The sequence below is a fragment of the Rhizobium sp. 1399 genome, assembly GCF_031455475.1.
In the GTDB taxonomy this organism is placed as follows: domain Bacteria; phylum Pseudomonadota; class Alphaproteobacteria; order Rhizobiales; family Rhizobiaceae; genus Rhizobium.
This window is the reverse complement of record NZ_JAVDSU010000001.1, coordinates 512,283-536,616: the sequence shown is the minus strand read 5'-3', so window position 1 is coordinate 536,616 and position 24,334 is coordinate 512,283. Positions and strand designations below refer to the sequence as shown.

Sequence of the window (24,334 nt, the reverse complement as noted above, 5' to 3'; positions counted from 1 at the left end):
GCGTTGACTTTCGCCCTCTGATGGAAAAAGAAGACGCGATTTCAGCAGGGAAAATGGATTTTGCGGCACAAGAGCGATGTGATCGTCATCGGGGCGGGTGCCGCGGGCATGATGTGCGCCATCCGCGCCGGACAGCGTGGTCATTCCGTCACCGTGCTGGATCACGCCCGCGCACCGGGCGAAAAGATCCGCATCTCCGGCGGCGGCCGCTGCAACTTCACCAATATCAATGCCGGCCCGAAGAACTTCCTCTCCGCCAATCCGCATTTCTGCAAGTCGGCGCTTGCCCGTTTCACGCCGGCCGATTTCATCGCCATGGTGGACCGGCATGGGATCGCCTGGCATGAGAAGACGCTTGGCCAGCTTTTCTGCGACAACAGCGCCAAGGACATCATCTTCATGCTGCTCGACGAGATGCGTGCGGCAGGTGCTGCCTGGCATCTCGGTGTCGAAATATCAGGAGTGGAAAAGACCGAAAGCGACTTCCGTGTCTCGACCTCCGAAGGGGTCTTCGACGCCGCCTCGCTGGTCATCGCAACGGGTGGGAAATCCATTCCGAAGATGGGAGCAACCGGCTTTGCCTATCGCATTGCCGAGCAGTTCGGCTTGGCCGTTGCCGAAACGCGCGCCGCCCTTGTGCCTCTGACGCTCGATCCGATCTTGCTCGAAAGCATCGCGCCTTTGTCAGGCATCTCTGCGCCCGCAGAGATCCGTCACGGCAAGACTGCCTTTCGCGAAGCCTTGCTCTTCACCCACCGGGGTCTCAGCGGCCCCGCCATCCTGCAGATTTCCTCCTACTGGCGGGAAGGTGATGCGATCACCATCGATATCGAACCGGATGTCGATATTGCCGCGCATCTGAAGAAAGCGAAACAGGTAAACGGGCGCCAATCCGCACAGACGGCGCTTGGTGAAATCCTGCCGAAGCGCTTGGCGCAATATATCGTCGAACGCGAAGCGATCAGCGGCAACATGGCCGACCTCTCCGACAAGCTGCTGACCCGGCTTGCCGAGGCGGCGCAGAACTGGTCAGTCAGACCCTCCGGCTCGGAAGGTTATCGCACGGCGGAAGTCACCCTCGGTGGCATCGATACGACGGCGCTCGATTCCCGCAGCCTGCAGGCCAAGGCCGTTCCCGGTCTCTATTTCATCGGTGAATGTGTGGATGTGACCGGCTGGCTCGGCGGCTATAATTTCCAATGGGCCTGGGCCTCCGGTTTTGCCGCCGGTGAGGCATTGTAAACGCTAATATTTGTAGACGTGAAACCTTCTAGCCGATTCAAGACTTCTTAAGATTGGCTGCGCCATCCTGTCTCAATGGCAGGTTGGCAAAGCCGTTCCTAAATTAAGCTTTACCGGCAAGCCGTTTTGTTGGATTGTTATGCTTAGATAGAAGTGAGGTTTCGCAATGAACAGAAACACTCGACGCGCCCGCGCCATCGCAATTGCCCAGGCAAAGCCTGATACAAAGCTCGTAACTCTGCGCTATCTGATGCTCGCAGCCGGCGCAACCGCCGCCAGCATTGCTGTTCTTCTTTCCCACTTCATCTGATCTTTCGCAGCTTGAAATGGAAGTTCTCGGTCTCGCGACTTGATATATCGCGATTCCGCAGCGTGCAATTTGCAACTATTGTGCGATCCGGCTAACGCGCTCTCACCGCTTATCCGAAAATTAATATCTAATCTGACACATTGTAGACGAATATTTGGGTGTTTCCGGCCTCGCCGGAAATGAACTGGCAATGATTGCCGCCCGTTCCAGGGTTTTCCCAACTGTTAGTAGATCAGCTCGATATGCACCCGGCTGGCGCCAGAAGGCTGCCGGCGGGAGGAGTGGTGTATGAAAGGCACGACGCGCCATGTTCATTGACAAGATTCTTTCTCGTTTCAAGATTCAGACCAAGGTTCTGATTTTTGTTCTGCCATTCGTCATCACCATTTCCGCCGTTGGTCTGACCGGTCTTTATGCCTCCGGTCTGCTGCAGGGCCGGATGGAGATTTCCAACAGCGTTCTCCAGTCGCTGAGCGGGTTCAAGGATCTCTACGCCTCGATGGATGACTTCCTGCAGACAACCAACGAGCAGGCGCGCGACAAACTCCATGCCGATATCAAAACCCAGGGGCAGACGCTTGACGCCACCATGGCGCAGATCGGCGATAATGCCGGTCATGAAAACCTGCAGGCTGCCATCGAAGGCACGAACGGCATTTCGGAGACCGTCGGCAAGCTCTGGACCCTGCACGAGCAGGAAGTTGCCCTTCGCAAGCAGATCGACGACGCGCAGAAGGTGATGATTACCAACCGCTTCAATGTCAGCTACGACGCCAAGCAGCTGGAAGAAAACATCCGCACCGATGAAGGCAATGCAACGGCGACGTTGCGCGCAGCCGACCGGCTGCTGAAGGGCGGCGATACGCTGGCAACCGCCATGAACGATTTCAGCAAGGCGCAGACGTCAACTGACAAGCTGAAGGTCGTGACCGATGCGCTGCCGGCGATCGTCAAGGCGCAGCGCATGATCGAAATCTCCGTGCCGCAGAACCAGAAGAGCATGACGCAGTCGATGGCGCAGACCGTCAGCGACCTGAAGGCTCAGGCGACGGCGCCGGAGGCCAGCACGGATGAGGGCGTTGCCAACCTTGGTCGTCTCGTTTCCCGCTTCCGCCAGATGTCGACTTACACACAGCTCACCGCCACGCAGATGATGCGCGAGGCAACAACGACTTTCGTGGAGCTCGACAGCCGCATCGCCCAGACCAACTCCGTGTTGGAGGATACACGGCGCCTTGAAAGCTCCATCTATTCGCTGCAGCTCGTGCTCGCCGATTTCAACGCCAAGCCGAGCAAGGAAAATCGCGTTCGCCTGAACCAGGAAATCGCCACGCTCAACACCATGCTGAACACCCTTCAGGCAAGCGCCAAAGGCATGAATTTCGCCGGCGACATTGTCGACGCGATTACGCCAGCTCTCGCTTCGATGGATAAGGGTGCGCAGAGCCTCGTCGATGTGATCAATCAGCGTACGACCGATTATGCCGCTGCGCGACAGCAGCTCGACGGCGTCTGGGGCCAGCTGACCAGCTTCGCGGAAGAGCAGAAGCAGACTGCCGGCACCGAGCGCGACCAGGCCAACAGTATCTCCGTCGGCACGACCGCGCTCGGCATCCTGGTCTCTATCATCGGCGGCATCGCGCTGGTGCTGACGCTGCAGCGGCCGATCGCCCAGATCACTGCCGCCATGCGCCGCATCGCCGAAGGTGCGCTCGACACCAACATCTCCGGCGAGAAGCGTTCCGACGAAATCGGCGACATTGCCCGGGCGCTTGGCATCTTCAAGGAAAATGCCCTCTCCAAGATCCGTATCGAGGAACAGAGCGACGAAGAGCGTCAGGCCGCCGAGCATGAGCGCCAGCGCAACGATGCCGAAAAGCGCGAGATGGACCGCCAGATCGAGTATGCCGTCAATGAGCTCGCCGCCGGTCTCGAGCGCATGTCGCAGGGCGATATTTCGACGACGATCGATAGACCCTTCATCGGCCGTCTCGAACAGCTCCGTCAGGACTTCAACGGTTCGATGATGCGCCTGCAGGCCACGATGAGCCAGATCCGCGACAACGTTCAGATGATCCAGGGCAACGGCAACCAGATGGCCCAGTCCTCCGAGGATCTCGCCAAGCGTACCGAGCAGCAGGCTGCATCGCTGGAAGAAACGGCTGCCGCCGTCGACCAGATCACCGTCACTGTCCGCTCCTCCGCCGAGCGCGCCAAGGATGCCGATCAGATCGTCCGCCAGGCCAAGCGCAGCGCCGACGACTCCGCCGTCGTCGTCAACAACGCGATCGACGCCATGGGCCGCATCGAGGATGCCTCGCGCCAGATCGAGCAGATCATCGGCGTCATCGATGAGATCGCCTTCCAGACCAACCTGCTCGCTCTGAACGCCGGTATCGAAGCCGCCCGCGCCGGTGAAGCAGGCAAGGGCTTCGCAGTCGTCGCCATGGAGGTCCGCGAGCTGGCCCAGCGCTCTGCCGCTGCCGCACAGGAGATCAAGGGCCTCATCAACAAGTCGACGAATGAGGTCAATTCCGGTTCGCAGTTCGTCCAGGAAACCGGCACGGTTCTCGCCAAGATCAGCGCCCAGATCGTCACGATCAGCCAGCATGTCGAAATGATCGCCCGCGCAAGCCACGACCAGTCGAGCGCGCTGCAGGAGGTCAACTCCACAGTCAACCAGATGGACCAGATGACCCAGCAGAACGCGGCAATGGTAGAAGAGACCACTGCCGCGAGCCGCGAACTCGCAAACGAGGCGGATGCGCTGCTGCATCTCGTGCAGCAGTTCAAGATCGACGGCGACAGCGACATGCACATGTACCGCGCCGCCTGATTTCAGCCTTCCCATCCGCAACGCAAATGGCCCCGTCTCCGGGGCCATTTTTGTGCGTAAAATAAATCACGCAAAGGTTGTGAGGAGACGGGTGGATTGAAAAATTCCTGCCCTTCTTGCAGATAATGCATTCATGAAATCATACTAGATTTGAAAAAAGACAAGTAAAAGGCTCAGCGCGAACCCTGCGTTAAGAGAAAATTTTCCCTAACGCATTCTTATGAAAATCATAAAGGTTGTGTTCGCCAGAGGTTCCAGATGCCGCGTTTCTTTTCGACATCCATCGTGCGCCAGATCGTTGCGATCACGCTGCTTCTGCTTGCCGGCAGCACCGCAGCGATTGTCGGCGTGACCTATTACAATCTCGGCAGCTATGTCATGGACAGCGCAGTATCCGACGCGAAGGATGCAAGCCGCTCGATGGCGGTTCTCTACGGCGCAAGCGATGCCGATGTCCGCATCGATGTAAAGGACAACGCGCTGTCAGGCGTGACCGAAGACAAGATCCCCGCCTTTGGCGATTATTCGCTGGTTGACCGCACGGCGCAGTCGATTGCCGGCGTTGCCACCATTTTCGAAAAGCAGGGAGGCGATTACGTCCGCGTCTCCACTAATGTGAAGAAAGAAAATGGCGACCGTGCCGTTGGCACCAAGCTCGCCGCAGATCATCCCGCCCAGCCGGTACTGGCGCAGGGCAACGCCTATTACGGTCCGGCAGACCTCTTCAGCCGCAAATTCATGACGGGTTATTTCCCGGTCAAGAATCCCTCGGGTGCCACGATCGGCATCCTCTTCATCGGCATACCCATGGAAGTCTATTATCAGCGTATGAACGAACTGCAGACGCTGGTTCTTAGCGTCGGTGCCGTGGTGATGCTGCTCGTCGGCGTGCTCGCTTTCTATGCGATCCGCCGTTCCGTCAGGCCGATGCAGGCGCTGACGTCGAGCGTGCGCGCCATTTCATCGGGCGACCTCGTTAGCGCCGTCCCCTGCGTCGAAAAGAAGAACGAATTCGGCGACATCGGCCGTGCGCTCGCTCTCTTCCGCGACAGCGCAGTCGCTCGCCAGGAACTGGAAACGCAGGCCGCCGAACAGCGTGCCCTGAACGATGCCGAGCGCAGCCGCAACGATGCGGAGAAGCGCACACTCGACGGCCAGATCGATTTTGCCGTCAATCAGCTTGCCGCCGGTCTCGGACGCCTGTCACAGGGCGATGTCTCGCAGACCATCGAAACACCCTTTGTCGGCCGGCTCGAACAGCTCCGCATGGATTTCAACACTTCGCTCGAACGCCTTCAGGATACGTTGACGCGCATTCGGGCGAGTGCCGCTTCCATCCAGCGCAACAGCGGTTCGGTCTCCGCCTCGGCTGACGAACTCTCCAGGCGCACGGAATCCCAGGCTGCAAGCCTCGAGGAAACGGCCGCTGCTGTCGAAGAAATCACCGTTACGGTCCGCTCGTCGGCCGAACGCGCCCATGAGGCAAACAATGTCGTTGCCGCGACCAAACGGACGGCCGACAGTTCCGGCACCGTCGTCGGTGATGCCGTTGCCGCCATGGGCCGCATTGAAGACGCCTCGCAGCGTATCGAACAGATCATCGTCGTCATCGACGACATCGCCTTCCAGACCAACCTGCTGGCGCTGAATGCCGGTGTCGAGGCGGCGCGCGCCGGTGAGGCTGGCAAGGGCTTTGCCGTCGTGGCTCAGGAAGTCCGCGAGCTTGCCCAGCGCTCGGCCACTGCCGCCAAGGAAATCAAGGTGCTGATCGAACAGTCGACCCGCGAGGTAAATGCCGGTTCCGAACTCGTACAGAAGACAGGCAGCGTGCTCGCCTCGATCAGCCACGAGATCATCGCAATCAGCGGCCACGTCGAAACCATCGCCACGGCAAGCCGCGACCAGTCGGCCGCCCTTCAGGACGTCAACAGTTCCGTCAACGCCATGGACCAGATGACGCAGAAGAATGCCTCCATGGTAGCCGAAACCACGCAGGCAAGCAGGCAGCTAGCGGAAGAGGCCGACATGCTGATGGCGCTCATAGAGCAGTTCCGCCTCGCCGAAGGCGCTGCCGGTCATGGCCGCGTGAGACAGGCGGCCTGACATCCGAATTCGTCTTCGTCGGGCCGCACCTTCGTGCGAGCGGCGGCCTCGTCTGCCGGCAGCGTCAGCCAGGCTGCAAATCGCACCAGGAAGCTGCTTCCTGCGTTGTTATAGAAGGCATCCTCTTCCTTTATCCGGTCGCGTCTTGTTCGCTGCAGCAAGCTTGCTCGCTGCATTCGGCCGGCAATGTCTGCGATTATGAAATTATCGATCATCGTGATGTCCTCTCGTTTCTGGACATCAATTGATCTACACATCAAAATTCGCTTTTTGAACGGGCGAAATCCCATTATGTTTTTCACTCATGAAAAACAGCAATTGGGACTCCTATCAGCTTTTCCTGCAGGTCGCCCGCACCGGCGGCCTGACGGGCGCCAGCACTGCCACTGCTTTGAGCCCAGCGACGATCGGCCGGCGCATGCTCGATCTGGAGCAGGAACTCGGCCGCACACTCTTTCACCGCAGCCAGACAGGCTACCGCCTGACCGCTGATGGGCAAACCCTCGTCGATCATCTGCAGGAGATGGAGGCGGCCGCCCGCAAAGTCGAAGCATGGCGGCAATCGTCCGAAGGTGGGGCCACCGTCAGGATCGCTGCCGGCACATGGATCTCCTGGCTGCTGACGGAGAATTTTTCAGCGATCCGTATGCCCGGGGACACGTTCGGCATTTCCTTGACGATCGGCGAGGCCCGCGCGAACCTGAATTACCGGGAAAGCGATATCGGCATCCGCGCCTTCGAACCGGAGGAAAGCAATCTCGCGGCCCGTCTGCTCGGCGAAGTCGCCTATGCCGTCTACATCAGACGCAATGCCAGCCAGGACGACACCAGATGGATCGCTGTCGGCGCAGAGGATGCGATCTCCGCCTATCTGCGCTGGCCTTATCAGAATGCTGCATCCGCCATCGTCGCGACCGTCAACCGCCCTCGCTCCCTGCCGGATCTGGTGCGTGCGGGCGCGGGAAAGACGGTACTGCCCTGTTTCGTCGGCGATCTCGATCCCGAGCTGGAACGGTGCGGCGGTGAGCTGCCGGAGCTGCGTCACCGCCAGTGGATCGTCATGAATGCCGAAGACCGCCACCGCCCGGAAATCCGCACGGTTGCCGACCGAATGACGAAGCTTTTGAAAAGCTATACCGACCTCTTCGCCGGCAAGCGCGCCAGTCGCGGATAATCTGGCTCTATGGCATCAGCCGGCGCACGAGCCCCACCTGGCTGTTCACCCCGAGCTTCGAATAGATGTTCTTCAGATGCGAGCGTGCGGTCTCGTAGCTGACATCGTTCGTCCGCGCGACTTCGCGCAGCGACAGGCCCGCGGTGATGCCGGCAGCAATCCGCATTTCTGCCGCCGTCAGTTGGTCGATACGGAGCAGGGCGTCATTGAGATCGGGGCGCAATGGCAGGCTCGGCCGCTCGATGATCATCGCCACCGTCGGTCCCTCGAGAAATTCGGTGATGAAATCCGACTGCATCCTCACCAACGTGCATTTGAAGCTGGTGTCCTTCATCCTGATCAGCGTGCTTGCCGGCGAAAATGCCTGCAAGCGGTGGCGCAGCAGAGCCGACAGGCGGGAGGCAAGCTCGCTGTCATTGATCATGATCCGCCCGGTCGAGGTCACGCCGATCGCTTCGCCCTCGGCAATCATCCGCTCCGCCTCGCTGTTGATCGAGCGGATATTCTGATCTTCGCCGATGTACACGATACCGACGCCGATCGCGTCGAAGAGCGCCAATCCGTTTTCGTTGTTATGGGGATCGCTGTGCTCGCGGCGAATGAAATCGAAGGCGCGGCGCAGATGCGGTGCCAGGTCGCTGAGCAGTTCTGCATTCGTGCGATTGAAATCCGGATCGGAAGACGAGGTCAGCGTCGAAAGATTGAAGGAGCGTCCGCGTTCCCGCATGATCGTCACGCCGACGCTGCTTTCGCAGCCGATCCAGCGAAGGTAATCGCTGTAGAATTCCGTCTTCAGAAGCTGATCGCGCGGCAGCATCTGATCGGCGATCACGCCAAGGCCGATCGGCCGGGTGGCGGCGCGCGGCATCCACGGATTGATGGCCGCATAATAACGGTTATAGGCCTCGGATTCCTTTTCCGCGAGACCAGAGGAGAGGGAGAGACCGCCGGTGCGCGCGACGGCATCGTGGAAAAACAGCGTCGACTTGGCATCGGGCATCGTCGCGGCCAGAGCATCGAGAAAGGCTTGCCACGACGTCTCGCCGAAGAGCGCGCCATAGATCAGATCGGTCAGAACTTCGAGTTTTGCGTGCGGCGAACCGGGCATATGCAGTTCCGTTCGAAGATATGCTCAATTATGCCGCGACTCCGCTGTGCTGACAATTGCGTCAAATAGCGTAGGTCCGGTGGTCTTTACCACCGGACCCTACCCTCAATTTCTGTTTGCGACGATGACGGGGATCAGCAGATCTCCCCAGTTGCCGTCACCGCCATGATGCCGGGCGGAGCGTACCAGCTCCACCGAAACACCAGCCTCGACCGCCTTCATCACGGACTGGTTCAGCCTGTGCAGATCATTGGCAAGCATACGGATCACCGTCTGCTGGTCGTCCGTCATGCTGCTTGCCTGCTCTTCCGTCCGTTCGCGGACGCGCGCAATCGATGCCATGTCGTTTCCTCCTCTACTCGGCAGCCGGTTTAAACTGGGCGTGTTCGGTCGATTCCGTCATGGCCGTCGTCGAGGCGCGGCCGCCTGATATCGCCAGTGACACGGCGTCGAAATAGCCGGTGCCGACTTCACGCTGATGTTTGGTGGCAGTATAGCCGCGCGTCTCGGCAGCGAATTCCGCCTGCTGAAGCTCGCAATAGGCCTCCATCTGCCGCTCGCGATAGCCGCTGGCGAGCTCATACATGCCGTAGTTCAGCTGGTGGAATCCGGCGAGTGTGATGAACTGGAACTTGTAGCCCATGGCACCGAGTTCGCGCTGGAACTTGGCGATCGTCGCATCGTCGAGGTTTTTCTTCCAGTTGAAGGACGGCGAGCAATTATAGGCAAGCAGCTTGCCGGGATACACCTTGTGGACGCCTTCGGCAAAGCGGCGCGCCTGCTCCAGATCCGGCTTCGATGTTTCGCACCAGATGAGGTCGCAATGCGATGCATAGGCGACGGCACGCGCAATGCAGGGTTCCAGCCCGTTGCGCACCTGATAGAAGCCCTCGACCGTCCGTCCGGCATCATAATCGACGAAAGGCTGGTCGCGCTCGTCAATGTCAGAGGTCAGAAGCTTGGCCGCTTCAGCATCGGTACGGGCGATGACGAGCGTCGGCACTCCCATGACATCGGCGGCAAGCCGCGCCGCATCGAGATTGCGGATATGAGCGGCGGTGGGGATCAGCACCTTGCCGCCGAGATGGCCGCATTTCTTCTCTGAGGCCAACTGATCCTCGAAGTGAACGCCGGCCGCTCCCGCCTCGATATAGGCTTTCATGATCTCGAAAGCATTGAGCGGCCCACCGAAACCGGCCTCGGCGTCGGCGACGATGGGCGCAAACCAGGTCTCGACTGAAAGTTCCCCGCCTTCTGCCGTCTCGATCTGATCGGCGCGCTGGAGCGTGCGGTTGATGCGTTTGGCAAGCTCCGGTCCGGCATTGGCGGGATAGAGCGATTGATCCGGATACATGGCCGATGCGGTATTGGCGTCGGCGGCGACCTGCCAGCCGGAAAGATAGATCGCCTTCAGCCCGGCGCGTACCATCTGCATGGCCTGGTTGCCGGAGAGCGCGCCGAGCGCATTGACGAAATTATCCTCATGCAGAAGCCGCCAGAGGCGTGCAGCCCCCATTTCGGCCAGCGTGTAGCGGAGCGCGACGGAGCCGCGCAGACGCTCGACATCGGCGACGGAATAGGGCCGCTCGATACCGTCGAAACGGCCATCAGGGGCATTGCGAATGAGTTTGTAAAAATCTGTCATGCCAATCTCCTCTTTGACTTCCAACGCTTGAGCACTTACAGAATTTACAAAACCAAACGATTTATCCAGAAAAACCTTTGATTTCAGGCAAGGAAAGAGGTTAGGATGAGAGGAATTTACAGGGTTGTTTTGTAATTTTGTAAAAACTTGTAAATCCAAGAGTGTAAAGGATGTGACATGGCGGAACGGAAGATATTTGCGGGGCCGAAAGTCAGGCGCATCCGCAATGCGCTGGCGTTGACGCAGACCGCCATGGCCCAGGCGCTCGAAATCTCCCCCTCCTACCTGAATCTGATCGAACGCAATCAGCGCCCATTGACGGTGCAACTGCTGCTCAAGCTCTCTTCCGTCTACCGCATCGATCTTGAGGAACTGCAGGGCGAAACCGCCGGCGGCCTTGGCCAGTTGAAGGAGGTGTTCGCCGATCCGTTGTTGTCGGGTGAACTGCCGGGGGATCAGGAGCTTGTCGAAGTGGCCGATGCCGCTCCCAATGCGGCGAGCGGTATGATCAAGCTCTACCGCGCCTATCGCGAGCAGGCTGCCCGGCTTTCCGACCTGACGGCCCTGATGGCGGGCGAGGGCCGTGCACCGGTCGCTCCCGGCCGCCTGCCTCTGGACGAGGTGAGGGAGGTGCTGGAACGCCGTCCCGCCTATTTCGCTAACATCGAGGCGGCGGCGGAAAGTTTCGCCAACGGACTTGCGGCCGGCGGTAACCTGAAGGACTGGCTGAAGAACGAGCGCGGTATCGCCACTCGAATCCTGCCCGTTCATGTCATGCCGGATCTGCGTCGCCGCTTTGACCGTCACTCGATGCGCCTTTTCCTGTCCGAGCGCCTTTCGGGGGCCGATCAGGCACAGGAAATAGCCATCGAAGTAGCAAGGCTCGCCCTGCGGTCCGAGATCGAGGCCGCGCTTGAGGAACTGCCGCTGTCATCCGACGAAGCGCGGCGCATCGCCCGCTTCGAACTGGCTCGCAGCGCGGCGCTTGCCTTGCTGATGCCTTATGGGGCCTTTCTTCTTGCCGCACAGAATAGCCGATACGACATCGATCTCATCCGCGCCCGTTTCGCTGTCTCCTTCGGCCAGGCTGCGTCGCGCCTCGTCATGCTGCAGCGTCCTAGCGCTGCCGGCATTCCCTTCTTCATGATGGAGAGCGATGCTGCGGGCCATGTCATTCGCAGGACAGGCGCCCAGGGCTTTCCGCAGGCGCGCTTTGGCGGCAACTGTCCGAAGCTCAATGTCCACGCCGTCTTTCTTGAGCCGGGCAGGGTGTTGGCCGAGACGGTCGCCATGCCTGATGGTTCGGCTTTCCTGACGATTGCGCGCACGCTCGAAGGGCCGGTGGTGGAGTTCGGCGAGCGGGTGCGGCGCACGGCTATGTTGATCGGCTGCGATGCCTCCCTGCGCGACAGTCTGGTCTACGGCCGAGGCGATGCTTTGCCGGTTGCAGTCGGCCCTGCCTGCCGCCTTTGTGAAAGGCGCGGATGCCTTTCCCGGGCCGAGCCGCCGCTGACACGTCCACTTGCTCTGGACGAGACATCTGCCGGCCTTGGAAGCTTCGATTTTCAGTGATTGTGAAATCATTGACACTGCAGGATTTTGCGCTTGTAGGCTCCGGAAATCCTTTCTAGTCTGCAGCAAAACCAGAGGGAATAAGAGGTGTCCGGGGGCGCGATACCTTTAAAAAACAGGAGATATCATGAGGTCAAGAATCGCCTACCTGACGGCAGTGGCCGTTGTCGCTCTCTTTGCCGCGCCGCCGGCCTTCGCCCAGGAGCGTGTGGTCAACGTCTACAACTGGTCCGATTATATCGACAGCTCGATCCTCGAGGACTTCACCAAGGAAACCGGCATCAAGGTCGTCTACGACACCTTCGATTCCAATGAGACGCTGGAAACCAAACTGCTTGCCGGCGGCACCGGTTACGATGTCGTCGTTCCGACCGTGTCCTTCATGCAGCGCCAGATCGCGGCCGGCGTCTATCAGAAGCTCGACAAGTCCAAGCTGCCGAACCTGTCGAACATGTGGGACGTCGTGACGAAGGGCGTCGCCACCTTCGATCCGGGTAACGAATACTCCGTCGACTATATGTGGGGCACGACCGGCATCGGCTATAACGTCGACAAGGTGAAGGCTGCACTCGGTACGGATGAAAAGCCCAACTGGGATGCGCTTTTCGATCCGGCCAAGGCTGCAAAGCTCAAGGATTGCGGCATCTATATGCTGGATTCGCCGACAGACGTCATTCCGTCCGTTCTTGCCTATCTCGGCCTCGATCCGAACAGCAAGAAGCCGGAAGACCTGAACAAGGCGCAGGAAGTCCTGCTTGCAGTTCGTCCCTTCGTTCGCAAGTTCCACTCCTCTGAATATATCAGCGCGCTCGCCAACGGCGATATTTGCATCGCGCTCGGCTTTTCGGGCGATGTCTTCCAGGCCCGGGATCGCGCAGCCGAGGCAAAGGCCGGCGTAAATGTCGACTATTCTGTTCCGAGCCAGGGTGCGCAGATCTTCTTCGATGTCTTCGGCATTCCGAAGGATGCGCCGCATGTCGAAGAGGCGCATGAGTTCATCAACTACATGATGAAGCCTGAAGTCGCCGCCAAGGCATCCAACTTCGTCTTCTACGCTAACGGCAACAAGGCCTCGCAGCAGTTTCTCGACAAGGAGGTGATCGACGACACGGCGATCTATCCGACGCCGGAGATCATGGCCAAGCTCTTCACCGTGCCGCCGCTCGATCCGAAGACGCAGCGTCTGGTGACACGAATCTGGACCAAGGTCGTCACCGGCCAGTAACCGAGATTTCGGCCCGGACGGAAACGTCCGGGCCTTTCCATTCCCGGCCCGGGTGGAGGCCGGCTGAAACCTTGTATTTTCGGGGAATAATATGAAATCTCTTGGCAATATCCGCCGCGCATTCGCACCTTGGACTGATCCATCCGCAAAGCCGTTCATTGCCTTCAAGAATGTCACCAAGCGCTTCGGCGATTTTACCGCCGTCAACGATCTGTCGCTGAATATCTATCACCGCGAATTCTTTGCGCTGCTCGGCGCATCCGGCTGCGGCAAGTCCACGCTGCTGCGCATGCTGGCCGGTTTCGAACAGCCGACATCGGGCGAAATTATTCTCGACGGCACCGATCTTTCGGGCACGCCGCCCTACAAGCGGCCGGTCAACATGATGTTCCAGTCCTACGCTCTTTTCCCGCACATGACGGTCGAGAAGAATATTGCCTTCGGCCTCAAGCAGGATGGCATGCCGAAGGACGAGATGGTCGAGCGTGTCTCGCAGATGCTGAAGCTCGTGAAGCTCGAGCAGTTCGCTTCCCGCAAGCCCAACCAGCTTTCCGGCGGGCAGCGCCAGCGCGTGGCGCTTGCCCGTTCTCTCGCCAAGCGCCCCAAGGTGTTGCTGCTCGATGAGCCGCTCGGCGCGCTCGACAAGAAGCTGCGCGAGGAAACCCAGTTCGAATTGATGGACCTGCAGCAGAGCCTCGGCCTCACCTTCGTCGTCGTCACGCACGATCAGGAAGAAGCCATGACAATGGCCGACCGAATTGCAGTCATGAGCCACGGCAAGGTGGTGCAGGTCGCCACGCCGGCCGAGATCTACGAAGCACCGAATTGCCGCTTCGTTGCTGATTTCATCGGCGACGTGAACATTTTCGACGGCAAGGTGACAACGGCCTCAAATGGCGCGGTCGAAATCGCCGTCGACAGCGGCTTCACGGTCCGCACGGCCTCGACCGACGCCCCGACCGTTGGTAGCACGCTCGGTTTCGCCATCCGCCCGGAAAAGCTCCGCGTCACCCGCGCGGCACCCGGGAATGCCTCGACCAATGCCGCCAAGGGCGAGCTCTGGGACATCGGCTATCTCGGCGACATGACGGTCTTCCACGTCAGACTGCCGAACGGCAATGTCGTCAAGGCTTCTTCCCTCAACGCACAGCGCGCCGTCGATGACCCCTTCACCTACGATCAGGAAGTCTGGGTCTCCTTCGACGAGGACAGCGGCGTGCTGCTGAAGGATTGAGACCATGCGGACCTTCACTTCACGCTTCTACAACCGCCTTGTCATCATCATTCCCTATGCTTGGCTGCTGCTCTTCTTCCTGGCGCCGTTCTTCATCGTCTTCCGCATCTCGCTGTCGGCAACGGCGATCGCCATGCCGCCTTATGAGCCGGTCTTCGCTCTCGCTGATGGCTGGGGCGGTTTCTGGGACAAGGTCTCGAGCTTCTCCCTCGACAATTACGGCTACCTGACCGACGACCCGCTCTATTTCAATGCCTATATTTCGAGTGTGGTGATCGCCGGGATCTCCACTTTCCTGACGCTTTTGATCGCCTATCCGGTTGCCTATGGCATGGCGCAGGCGCCCCGCAGCATTCGCCCGACGCTCCTGATGCTGGTGATCTTGCCCTTCTGGACAAGCTTTCTGATCCGCGTCTATGCCTGGATTGCCATCCTGAAGCCGGAAGGGCTCTTGAACCAGTTCCTGACGTCGCTGCACCTCATCGACAATCCGCTGATCATCCTCAATACCAATACAGCCGTCTATATCGGTATCGTCTATTCCTATCTGCCCTTCATGGTGCTGCCTCTCTACTCGGCGCTGGAGAAGATGGACGGCACGCTGATCGAGGCGGCACAGGATCTCGGCTGCACGCCGATCCAGGCTTTCTGGCGCGTCACCTTCCCGCTGTCGATCCCGGGCGTCATCGCCGGCTGCATGCTGGTCTTCATCCCGGCCGTCGGCGAATTCGTTATCCCCGACCTGCTTGGCGGCTCGCAGACGCTGATGATCGGCAAGACGATCTGGAACGAATTCAATTCCAATCGCGACTGGCCCGTTTCTTCGGCGGTGGCGACGATCCTGCTTCTCATCCTCGTGATCCCGATCGTCTTCTTCCAGAATGTTCAGGCAAAAGCCGACGAGGCAGGGAAATAAGCCATGTTCAGATGGACCCGCTTTAACATCACCTCCGTCGTGCTCGGCTTCGCCTTTCTCTATCTGCCGATCGTGCTTCTGGTGATCTTCTCTTTCAATGAATCGAAGCTCGTCACCGTCTGGGGCGGTTTTTCGACCAAATGGTATGTCTCGCTGCTCTCCAACCAGGCCCTGCTCGATGCGGCCTGGGTGACGATCCGCGTCGGCCTGCTGTCGGCGACATTCGCTACGATCCTCGGCACCATGGCGGCGATCACCCTGGTGCGCTTCACGCGCTTCCGCGGCCGCATCCTCTTTTCAGGATTGGTCTACGCGCCGCTCGTCATGCCCGAAGTCATCACCGGCCTGTCGCTGTTGCTCCTCTTCGTGGCAATCGGCCTTGACCGCGGCTTCTGGACCATCACACTGGCGCATACGACGCTGACCATGTGCTTCGTCGCAGTCGTCGTGCAGTCACGGCTTCTGAGTTTCGACCAGTCGATCGAGGAGGCCGCCCAGGATCTCGGCGCCCCGCCGGTCAGGACCTTCTTCGAGGTGACGCTGCCGATCATCTCGCCAGCCGTCTTTTCTGGCTGGGTCCTGGCCTTCACCCTGTCGCTCGACGACCTCGTGATTGCGAGCTTCACGTCAGGACCGGGCGCAACCACGCTGCCGATGAAGATCTACAGCCAGGTGCGTCTCGGCGTGACGCCGGAAATCAATGCGGTCTGCACCATTCTGATCGCCATCGTGGCGATAGGCGTCATCTGTGCATCTGTCGTCACCAAGCGCCGCGAAGTGCAGCGCGAGCGCGATGAGAGGGCCGCGGCGGCGACAGCTTAAGAGCAATTCCAGAGAAAACCTGTAGCGGTTTTGCGTCCGGAAATGCTCTAGAACTGACCAGGAAAGGCGCTAAGGCTGGGTTTTCGTCGGTACGTTGAACAGCGGCACCGGCGAAATGACCGGGTTCGGCCACGAGCCGCCCATGAAGAAGGGCAGGCGCGGCAGATCGGCCGCTTTTGCCGGATCGGTCGCTTCCAGCGCGCCGGAGAGCGCAAGCCCGTTCGACTGATAAGTGATGACGCCTGATAGCGTCAGCGTCTGATCGGAGCCGGCAAATCGCGCATTGTGGATTTCCGCTGTGCCATTGGCAAAGTCGGCCTGAAGATCGAGCTTACTGAAGGCGAAGGATCCGTTTCCAGTGGAGCTCAGCGCGAAGAACGGCTTCTGCGCTGCCTGCGTACGAAGTGCATAGACATCGACGCCGGGAATGGAACCCGCCGCTGTCCAGAATCTGAGCTTGCCGGTCACATCGGCAAGTCCCGTCGTCCAGATCGCCTTCGGCGTCTCCAGCGAAAGATCGAGAGATCCCGTCGCATGCGGCAGCGGCCCCTTGAGCTGCAATTTTTCGGCAAGCGCATTGAAATCCGCGTTGCGGATCGAAAGCTGCAATTTGCCGCCACCATCGAAATCGCGACGGGTCGCCTCCAGATGGGCCGTCATTTCGCCGCCCTCGAACTGGCTGTCGCCAATATCGAACTTCGCTTCCTCGCCGGCGACGATCACGCTGGCGCCGACATCCGCAAGTGAAAAGATACCCATCTGCGCCTGTCGCGCGGAAAGCCGCACATCGAGATCAAGAAGTTGCAGCGGTCCGAGAGGGCTCGGTAGCAGCAAGTCGCCAAGGCCGCCGGCGGCAAGTCTGAGCGCGAAGGCATCGAGGAATGGCTTAAGGTTCATCTGGTCGAAGGCAAGCGTCCCGCCGATCTTCGGCCGCTTGCCGGGTGCGACGGTGAAATCCATCACACCGGTGGCGCTCGCATCGTTCAGCGCCATACTGACATTGTTGAAGCGGAAACCGTTGGATACCGACGTTACATCCGAGGTCATCGACGCGCTCTTCAGCGACTCGATCCCCGGGATAGATCTGCCGGACCATTTCAGGAGGGCCTGCACATCCGGAAAACTGGCGTTGATGTTGCCTGAGACCGAGGAGAGGCTCACCATGCTGCCGACACCCTGGAAACGCGCGGTCATCAGGTTGGAAGCGATCGAGGCCTTCATCTCGGCATTCTTGCCGCCGAAGACCAGCAGCGGCGCGGCAGAGGCAAAATCGACCTTCAGGTCCTCGCCGTTGAACCGGGCAATGAGGACGGCTGAAATGGCCCTCGACAGCTTCGGCCAGGCGATATCGGCTGCGACGCTGTCGAAGTGGTAGACATTGCCTGTCTGCGTATCGGTCAGGGTCAGCGTGCCATCCTCCACCGTCACGGCACCGATATCGGCGTCGAGCTTCGGATCGAGAACCTCGGTGCCGTTGTCATCCCGCACGCCAACGATGGCTCGTGCCAGAAGGCCGGTATAGCTCCAGTCGATCAGGCCATTCTCATCGCGCGTCAGCGCGAGGCTGGGCCGCAGCAGGTGAAATTCGTGGAAGTGAGTGCGGCCGCGCAGCGCATCGATCAGGCTGAAATCGGCTGAAAGGCTCTCGATGCGGCCGAGCTGTTTGTCGCCGCTTTCGCGCGGTTGGCGGATGGTGACGTCGTTTAGCGTAATGCGTGGCGTCGGCCAGAATTCGAGGACGGGGTTGCCCTTGATCTCGGCGTGATAGCCCGTCCATTTCGATAGGGCATCCTCGATGCCGGAGCGCACGAAGCCGGTGGAAATAAGATAGGGAGCGGCGATCCTGAGCGCGAGGAAGAAGGCAAGCCCGATTAACAATAGGATGGTGGAGATACGGGCAAATGCCGGCAGCCAGCGCGAGACGGGGCCGATCCTTTTTCGCCATCTGCCTTGTCTTGACGTACCCATGAGCTCCGCCGGAACTTCAGCCGGTTACCCGTTATTTTCTGATTTTGCCGGATATATGAAATACCGGGCATATGCAAATCCCACGCGCGGCGGATCGCGTCGCTGCACACTTTATAATGCAATGCAGCATGCTATAAGTTCCGCATTGGGGAGGAGGATTGAATGCAGGAAAATCAGCCGCTTTGGAAGCCCACGGAAGATGGGATCGAAAATAGCCCGATCCATGCCTTTATGCAGCGCTGCAATGGAGACTTCGGTCTCGCCTTGAAAGGTTTTGAGGATCTGCATGCCTGGTCGATCGCCGATCGGGAGAGCTTCTGGTCGGCCTTGTGGGATTTCTGCGGCGTGAAGGGAGAGCGCGGCGCGGATATTCTCGTTAACGGCGACCGCATGCTGGAAGCGCGCTTCTTTCCCGAGGCGCGCCTGAACTTCGCCGAAAATCTGCTGAGCGGAAGCGGGCAGGGCGATGCCATCATTTTCCGCGGTGAGGACAAGGTCGAAGACCGCTGGTCGTGGGATCGCCTGCGCGCGCTTGTATCACAGCTCCAGCAGGGCTTTCGCGCGCTCGGCATTGGGGAAGGTGACCGTGTCGCGGCCATGATGCCCAATATGCCGGAAACGATAGCTACCATGCTGGCGGCAACCTCGATCGGCGCCATCTGGTCGTCCTGTTCTCCGGACTTCGGCGAGCAAGGCGTGCTCGATCGTTTCGGGCAGATCGCGCCGAAGCTTTTCATCGCCTGCGATGCCTATTGGTATAATGGCAAGCTGCAGGACGTGAAGTTAAAGGTGGCGAACGTCGCCAAGAGCCTCGGTGTGCCGACGCTGGTGGTCCATTATGCCGGCAACGCCGAAGAGGTCGCGCGCGAAACCGCCGGCGGCAAGACGCTTTCAGAGTTCGTTGCTCCCTATGCGCCGAAGCCGATCGAGTTCGTGCAGCTGCCTTTCGCCCATCCGGCCTATATTCTGTTTTCTTCGGGCACAACAGGCGTACCGAAATGCATCGTGCATTCTGCCGGCGGCACGCTGCTTCAGCATCTGAAAGAGCATCGCCTGCATTGCGGACTGCAGCCGGGGGACAAGCTTTTCTACTTCACCACCTGCGGCTGGATGATGTGGAACTGGCTGGCGAGCGGCCTTGCCTCCGGCGCCACGCTCTGCCTTTTCGACGGATCGCCTTTCGCGCCTAATGGCAATGTGCTCTTTGACTATGCGGCCGAGGAGGAATTCGCGATCTTCGGGACCTCGGCCAAATATATCGACGCAGTGCGCAAGAGTGGACTGACGCCGCGCACGAGCCATGATCTGTCGAGCTTGCGGCTGATCACCTCCACCGGTTCGCCGCTGTCGCCTGAAGGTTTCGCCTTCGTCTATGAAGGTATCAAGGAAGACGTCCAGCTTGCCTCGATTTCCGGTGGCACGGATATCGTGTCCTGCTTCGTGCTCGGCAATCCGCTGCAACCCGTCTGGCGCGGCGAGATCCAGGGAGCTGGCCTCGGCCTCGCCGTCGACGTCTGGAATGACGAAGGCAAGCCGGTCCGTCAGGAAAAGGGCGAACTGGTCTGCACCAAGGCCTTCCCGTCAATGCCGGTCATGTTCTGGAACGATCCTGATGGCGCCAAGTACCGCGCCGCCTATTTCGAGCGCTTCGACAATGTCTGGTGCCACGGCGATTTTGCCGAATGGACCGAACATGGCGGCCTGATCATTCACGGTCGTTCGGATGCGACGCTCAATCCTGGCGGCGTGCGCATCGGCACGGCGGAAATCTACAATCAGGTCGAGCAGATGGACGAAGTGGCCGAAGCGCTCTGCATCGGCCAGGACTGGGATGACGACGTGCGCGTCGTGCTCTTCGTCCGCCTGGCGGCCGGCGTCACCTTGAGCGAGGATCTGATCAAGGCGATCAAGACCCGCATCCGTGTCGGCGCTTCTCCCCGCCACGTGCCGGCCAAGATCATCGCGGTCGCCGATATCCCGCGCACCAAGTCCGGCAAGATCGTCGAACTTGCCGTGCGCGAGGTCGTTCACGGCCGGCCGGTGAAAAATCAGGAGGCGCTCGCCAACCCCGAGGCACTCAAGCTTTTCGCCGGACTGGAAGAGCTAAAGGTCTGATAGTGGCTGCTAAACTACAAGCTTTTGCCGTTGATCAATTCCGCGTTTTGGAAACCTTTCGTTAAGAAAGGTTTGTCAAAGGTGAAGCCAACTTGGAGACCATACATGAAGAGATGGTCTGGAACTGCGGTTCCCGAAACATGACGTTGATCGACTAAGCTCTTGTTTTACCAGCACCAACTCTCGAAGGCAGCCATTGGCTGCCTTTTCTTTGGCGAGTAATTCCGGCAAAAGTGTCCAGTGGTTTTGCGCCGGAATTGCGCGGAGATAGATGCTTTAGCCCGCCAGCACGCGTTGCGATGGGAAGGTGATTTCCACCAGCGTGCCTTCGTTCGGCGCAGAATTGATCGAGAAAATCGCCCTGTTGGCATCGACCATTGCCTTGGTCAGCGGCAGACCGAGACCGGTGCCGTCGCCGCGATGGCGTGACTGCGTGGACGATACCTGGCGGAATGGCTTCATCGCCTGGTCGAGCTCGCTGCGCGTCATGCCGATGCCGGTATCGCGCACCCGCATCGCGACGCTGCCGTTCGCCTCATAGGAAGTGGAAACGACGATCTGCCCGCCTGACGGCGTGAAGCGGATAGCGTTCGACAGGATGTTCAGCGCGATCTGCTTGATCGAGCGAAGATCGGCCACGACATCGGGCACCGACTGCGAAAGGGCGGTGCGGATGATGACCCGCTGGCTGTTTGCCTGCGGCTGCACCAGTGCCACCGCTTCCGAGATCGCTTCGTTGAGGCCGACGGAAGCGAAATCGAGATCCATCTCGCCCGCTTCGATCTTGGAAATATCGAGCAGGTCGTTGACGATGTCGAGGACGTGCCGGCCGGAACGGCCGATATCGTTGGCATATTCGATATAGCGCGGATGGCCGATCGGCCCGAAGCGCTCGCTCGCCATCATGTCGGAAAAGCCGATGATGGCGTTGAGCGGAGTGCGGATCTCATGGCTGACGCGCGCCAGGAAATCCGTCTTGTGGGCGTTGGCGGTTTCGGCCGCACCCTTGGCATTGCGCAACTCGTCTTCGGTGCGCTTCCACTGGGTGATGTCGCGGATGACGGCGCAATAGCCGTTGGATGAGGTCAGACGGCCCATGGTCATGAACAGCGGCACGAATCCGCCGGCGGCCTCGCGGCCGATCACCTCGCGTCCGTCGTTCAGCACGCTTGCCACACCGTGGCCGGAAAGCCCATGCAGATAGTCGAGCACCGCCCTCTGGCTCTCATGCGCAAACAGCATGACGAAGGGTTTGCCGCGTGTTTCCTGTTCGTCATAGTTAAAGAGGGCGCTTGCCGAGCGGTTCATCGAGCGGATATCGCCTTCCGTGCCGATAACGACGACGCCGTCGGTTGCCGTCTCCAGGATCGAGCGCAGCTCCTCCACCTCGACCTGCAGCTTGGCGACCTTTTCCACCATCCGGTCGGAGCGTTGGTCGAGCCTGATAACCTCGCCCCTGCCTTCTTCCCGGTTTTCGACCGGCATCAGCGCCAGCATCAGGGCGTTAGAATCTTCCCAGCGAACCGATTGCAGACGGGCCGTGACCGGCACCAGCCTGTCGTCGGCTTTGACGAGCATCATAGTGCCCGAACCGTTTTCGAGGTCGTGGCGCTGCAGCAGGGCATCGATGCCGCCCACTTCGGTGAGGGCTTCGACGGAATCGTAGCCCGTCAGCCGTAGGAATTCCGGATTGCCGTGGATCAGCTGGTCGCCGGCATGGATCAGCACGGCAACGGGCAGCAGATCGACGGTCGCAGCCGAGAGCCCGTCCGTCATCTTCACGCGCGGCGGAATGAAGCTGGTCAGAACTGCGATCTGGCTGACCGTCTCCTGCAGACCTTCGGTCACGTCGTCTTCCGCTTCAGCAGCCGATGTTTCTTCGACTTGCGCAGCAGCCTCCTCCGGCAGCGGTTCTGCCGCGGCTTCGTAGATCGCTTCCTGCGGTGCTGCCTGCTCGACAACAGCAGTTTCGGCAACAACGTCTTCGATCACCGAAGACTGTTCAACATCAGGTTCCGGCTGTGGGGTGGCGACCGGCTCTTCGCTGCGCGCGCCGAAGGCTTCGAGGCGCTTGGCGATCTCGCGGAAATTCGCCTGCTCGGCAGCCGTCAGACCGCTACTGGCACTGTGCAACTGCACGATCTTGTCGGTGAAGCGGCGGCTCGGCGTTTCGGAAAGGCGTAGCGCCGGCGGCTCTTCCCGCTGCTCGGCAACATCAGACTCAGCGGCGGATTGCTCCTCGGCGACAGGTTCCGCTGCGGCCGTTTCTTCCGAAGTGGTTACTTCTGTCGCTGCTTCCACGTCCGGTCCGGTGTCTTCTTCGACATCAGGCTCTGGATTCACTGCATCTTCGGCCTGCGGCTCAGCCTCGGCAATTTCTTCAGATTCCTCTTGCGGCAGTTGAGCCCCTTCCGGCGCGGTTTCATTGACCGGGCCAAGATAGGAGGCATCATGACCGATGCCGTCAGGCCCGAGCGTCAGTCCGAGTGCGAGAGGATCTTCCTGCGCGTCCGACAGGCGCACCACGCCGAAGCCGCGGAAACCATCGAAGTCGCGGTTGCGCGTATAGGTCGGCAGGGCGGCGAGATCGACAGGCACGACGAGGCTCGTGCCCTCGATCGGCCAGTAGATCGTCTTGCCTGACCAGGTATCGCGTCGCGCTAAGGCCTCGGAGAGCTTTGATTCCGGATCGAGGTTGAAGAGGGCGGCAACGTCGGAGAAAGCGCTGCCGATGATGTTGCTCGCATGCGGGCCGACAGCCTCGGCGAATTCATGCGAAACTTCGCTGAAGCGGCCTTCCGCATCGATCTTCCAAACGAATCGGGTGGCGCGGCTGTTCGGCTTGAAGACGAAGCTGCTCTTCGGTGCGCTTTCAGGCTCCTCCGGGACCACCGGTGTTGCCGCGAAGTTTTCGGCGACGGAAGTGGCCGGCTCAACCTGCTCCACAACCGGAGCCTCTGCGCTTGTCTCAACGGTCTCTTCCGTTGAGGCAAAAGTTTTGCTCGGCTGATCCATCGGCTGCTCGCCAGAGTCTTCGACGACCGCTGCTTCGGGCTCGGAAATGCTCTCATCTGCCGACGGCTCGAAACGGGCTTCGACCTCGGCCGGTTCGCTGACTTCAACCGGCTCCTCGGCCTCGCCGATGATTTCCTCCAGAGTTTCCTCGACTTCTTCGATGCCGGAAACGGCGTCGATCGCTTCGGCTTCGGTAAAGCCAGCCACGGGTGCGGTAACATCAGCGATTTCATCCGCTGCGGCTTCCGCAGGTGCAGTTTCCTGCGGCGCAGGCTCTTCCACCTTGGCGGAGGGCTCGATGGGATCGAGATGACCGATCGACGTTTCCACGGCGAAGAGAAGATGGAGTGCGGGCTCGTCGTTGAGTTTGCCGACGGCAGCCGGCAAGTGGCCGCGGCCGGTCGCAACCGGGCGCTTCACCAGCCGGTCTGGATGGGCGCCGGCAAGCGTGATGAGCGTCCTTGCCGCTTGCTGCGTGATGCCGAGCAAGGCGAAACCTGGCGATGCGGCAATGACTTCGCCCTCGGCCCCTATCACTGCCATATGCGTATCTGGGTCATCGAGGCCCTGCAGCATCTGCGCAGCACTTGCGCCAGCCGTCAGCGGACGTGTGGAGACCGGAACGGAAAACAGGATGGCTTTCTCGCCAGAAGCGAGACGGATGAGCTCCGACGAAGCCGGAGCCTGAACGCGCTGGAAACCCTTGGCGATGCGGATGATAAAAGTCTTCTGGTCACCGACTTCGCCAAGCTGGCGGGCAGTCGCCTCGAGCTGGCGGAAGGTGATGTCGGCGTGGCTGACGCCCTGATCAAGCAGGTCATAGACCGCAGCATGGCCAAACAGCTCGGCGCCGGCACCGTTTGCCCACAGCAAGTGGGAAAGGTCGCCCGAGAACAGAACCATGGCCTCGCCACGCGAAAATCGTTCACGAACCCGCGCATGCACGGCAATGTCGATGAACGGATACTGGACTGCGGGCATGATCGAACCTGTCGCTTTCGGCCTCTTCAAATTAACTGCTTATTAATAACTGCAGGTCTGCGACCGGT

16 protein-coding genes and 1 pseudogene are annotated in these 24,334 nt (G+C 60.0%); 11 read left to right on the top strand and 6 right to left on the bottom strand.

Going from position 1 to position 24,334, the window contains the following annotated elements:
* Window positions 1-20: 20 nt before the first annotated feature.
* The 4 genes and pseudogenes from J2X71_RS02835 to J2X71_RS02820 all read left to right on the top strand — a co-directional run bounded on the left by J2X71_RS02835 (window position 21) and on the right by J2X71_RS02820 (window position 6,491).
* A pseudogene (locus J2X71_RS02835) lies at window positions 21-1,242 on the top strand (NAD(P)/FAD-dependent oxidoreductase).
* Between the two features lie 166 nt (window positions 1,243-1,408).
* Complete coding sequence (locus tag J2X71_RS02830) at window positions 1,409-1,552, top strand: hypothetical protein (RefSeq protein WP_007819333.1); 144 nt, start codon at window positions 1,409-1,411, stop codon at window positions 1,550-1,552.
* A 307-nt stretch (window positions 1,553-1,859) separates the two neighbouring features.
* The gene (locus tag J2X71_RS02825; RefSeq protein ID WP_310378769.1) at window positions 1,860-4,388 is read left to right on the top strand and encodes a methyl-accepting chemotaxis protein; all 2,529 of its coding nucleotides are present in this window, start codon (window positions 1,860-1,862) and stop codon (window positions 4,386-4,388) included.
* Window positions 4,389-4,646: 258 nt separating this feature from the next.
* Window positions 4,647-6,491, top strand: a complete 1,845-nt coding sequence (locus J2X71_RS02820; RefSeq protein ID WP_310378767.1) for a methyl-accepting chemotaxis protein — start codon at window positions 4,647-4,649, stop codon at window positions 6,489-6,491.
* Here J2X71_RS02820 and J2X71_RS02815 read toward each other — a convergent pair.
* Complete coding sequence (locus tag J2X71_RS02815; RefSeq protein WP_310378765.1) at window positions 6,464-6,781, bottom strand: hypothetical protein; 318 nt, start codon at window positions 6,779-6,781, stop codon at window positions 6,464-6,466. The genes J2X71_RS02820 and J2X71_RS02815 overlap by 28 nt on opposite strands.
* 14 nt (window positions 6,782-6,795) lie before the next feature.
* Between J2X71_RS02815 and J2X71_RS02810 the strand changes: the two genes are divergently transcribed.
* The gene (locus J2X71_RS02810) at window positions 6,796-7,665 is read left to right on the top strand and encodes a LysR family transcriptional regulator (protein WP_310378762.1); all 870 of its coding nucleotides are present in this window, start codon (window positions 6,796-6,798) and stop codon (window positions 7,663-7,665) included.
* A 7-nt stretch (window positions 7,666-7,672) separates the two neighbouring features.
* Here the strand turns inward: J2X71_RS02810 and J2X71_RS02805 are convergent, their stop codons facing one another.
* From J2X71_RS02805 to aceA, 3 genes are all read right to left on the bottom strand, one after another.
* Window positions 7,673-8,773 (bottom strand): helix-turn-helix transcriptional regulator, encoded by a 1,101-nt coding sequence (locus tag J2X71_RS02805; protein ID WP_310378760.1) that lies wholly within the window; start codon window positions 8,771-8,773, stop codon window positions 7,673-7,675.
* A gap of 105 nt (window positions 8,774-8,878) precedes the next feature.
* Window positions 8,879-9,115, bottom strand: coding sequence for a hypothetical protein (locus J2X71_RS02800; RefSeq protein ID WP_113323861.1), 237 nt, complete (start codon window positions 9,113-9,115; stop codon window positions 8,879-8,881).
* A gap of 13 nt (window positions 9,116-9,128) precedes the next feature.
* Window positions 9,129-10,418: an isocitrate lyase gene (gene aceA, locus J2X71_RS02795; protein ID WP_310378758.1), complete on the bottom strand. Its 1,290-nt coding sequence runs from the start codon at window positions 10,416-10,418 to the stop codon at window positions 9,129-9,131.
* 177 nt (window positions 10,419-10,595) lie between these two features.
* On the opposite strand from aceA, the gene J2X71_RS02790 reads away from it, so the two are divergent.
* From J2X71_RS02790 to J2X71_RS02770, 5 genes are all read left to right on the top strand, one after another.
* Window positions 10,596-11,990 carry a short-chain fatty acyl-CoA regulator family protein gene (locus J2X71_RS02790; protein ID WP_310378756.1) on the top strand — a complete coding sequence of 465 codons (1,395 nt, stop codon included), beginning with the start codon at window positions 10,596-10,598 and terminating at the stop codon, window positions 11,988-11,990.
* Between the two features lie 127 nt (window positions 11,991-12,117).
* A complete protein-coding gene (locus tag J2X71_RS02785) occupies window positions 12,118-13,215 on the top strand; it encodes a polyamine ABC transporter substrate-binding protein (protein WP_310378754.1) in 1,098 nt (365 codons plus the stop codon).
* A 91-nt stretch (window positions 13,216-13,306) separates the two neighbouring features.
* The gene (locus J2X71_RS02780) at window positions 13,307-14,449 is read left to right on the top strand and encodes an ABC transporter ATP-binding protein (protein ID WP_310378752.1); all 1,143 of its coding nucleotides are present in this window, start codon (window positions 13,307-13,309) and stop codon (window positions 14,447-14,449) included.
* 4 nt (window positions 14,450-14,453) lie between these two features.
* Window positions 14,454-15,365 (top strand): ABC transporter permease subunit, encoded by a 912-nt coding sequence (locus J2X71_RS02775; protein ID WP_113324877.1) that lies wholly within the window; start codon window positions 14,454-14,456, stop codon window positions 15,363-15,365.
* Window positions 15,366-15,368: 3 nt separating this feature from the next.
* Window positions 15,369-16,187, top strand: coding sequence for an ABC transporter permease (locus J2X71_RS02770; protein ID WP_310378750.1), 819 nt, complete (start codon window positions 15,369-15,371; stop codon window positions 16,185-16,187).
* A 69-nt stretch (window positions 16,188-16,256) separates the two neighbouring features.
* Here the strand turns inward: J2X71_RS02770 and J2X71_RS02765 are convergent, their stop codons facing one another.
* Window positions 16,257-18,155, bottom strand: coding sequence for an AsmA-like C-terminal region-containing protein (locus tag J2X71_RS02765; protein ID WP_310378748.1), 1,899 nt, complete (start codon window positions 18,153-18,155; stop codon window positions 16,257-16,259).
* Between the two features lie 162 nt (window positions 18,156-18,317).
* On the opposite strand from J2X71_RS02765, the gene J2X71_RS02760 reads away from it, so the two are divergent.
* Window positions 18,318-20,270 carry an acetoacetate--CoA ligase gene (locus tag J2X71_RS02760; protein WP_310378747.1) on the top strand — a complete coding sequence of 651 codons (1,953 nt, stop codon included), beginning with the start codon at window positions 18,318-18,320 and terminating at the stop codon, window positions 20,268-20,270.
* A gap of 276 nt (window positions 20,271-20,546) precedes the next feature.
* On the opposite strand, the gene J2X71_RS02755 is transcribed toward J2X71_RS02760, so the two are convergent.
* The gene (locus J2X71_RS02755; protein WP_310378745.1) at window positions 20,547-24,266 is read right to left on the bottom strand and encodes an ATP-binding protein; all 3,720 of its coding nucleotides are present in this window, start codon (window positions 24,264-24,266) and stop codon (window positions 20,547-20,549) included.
* Window positions 24,267-24,334 lie beyond the last annotated feature (68 nt).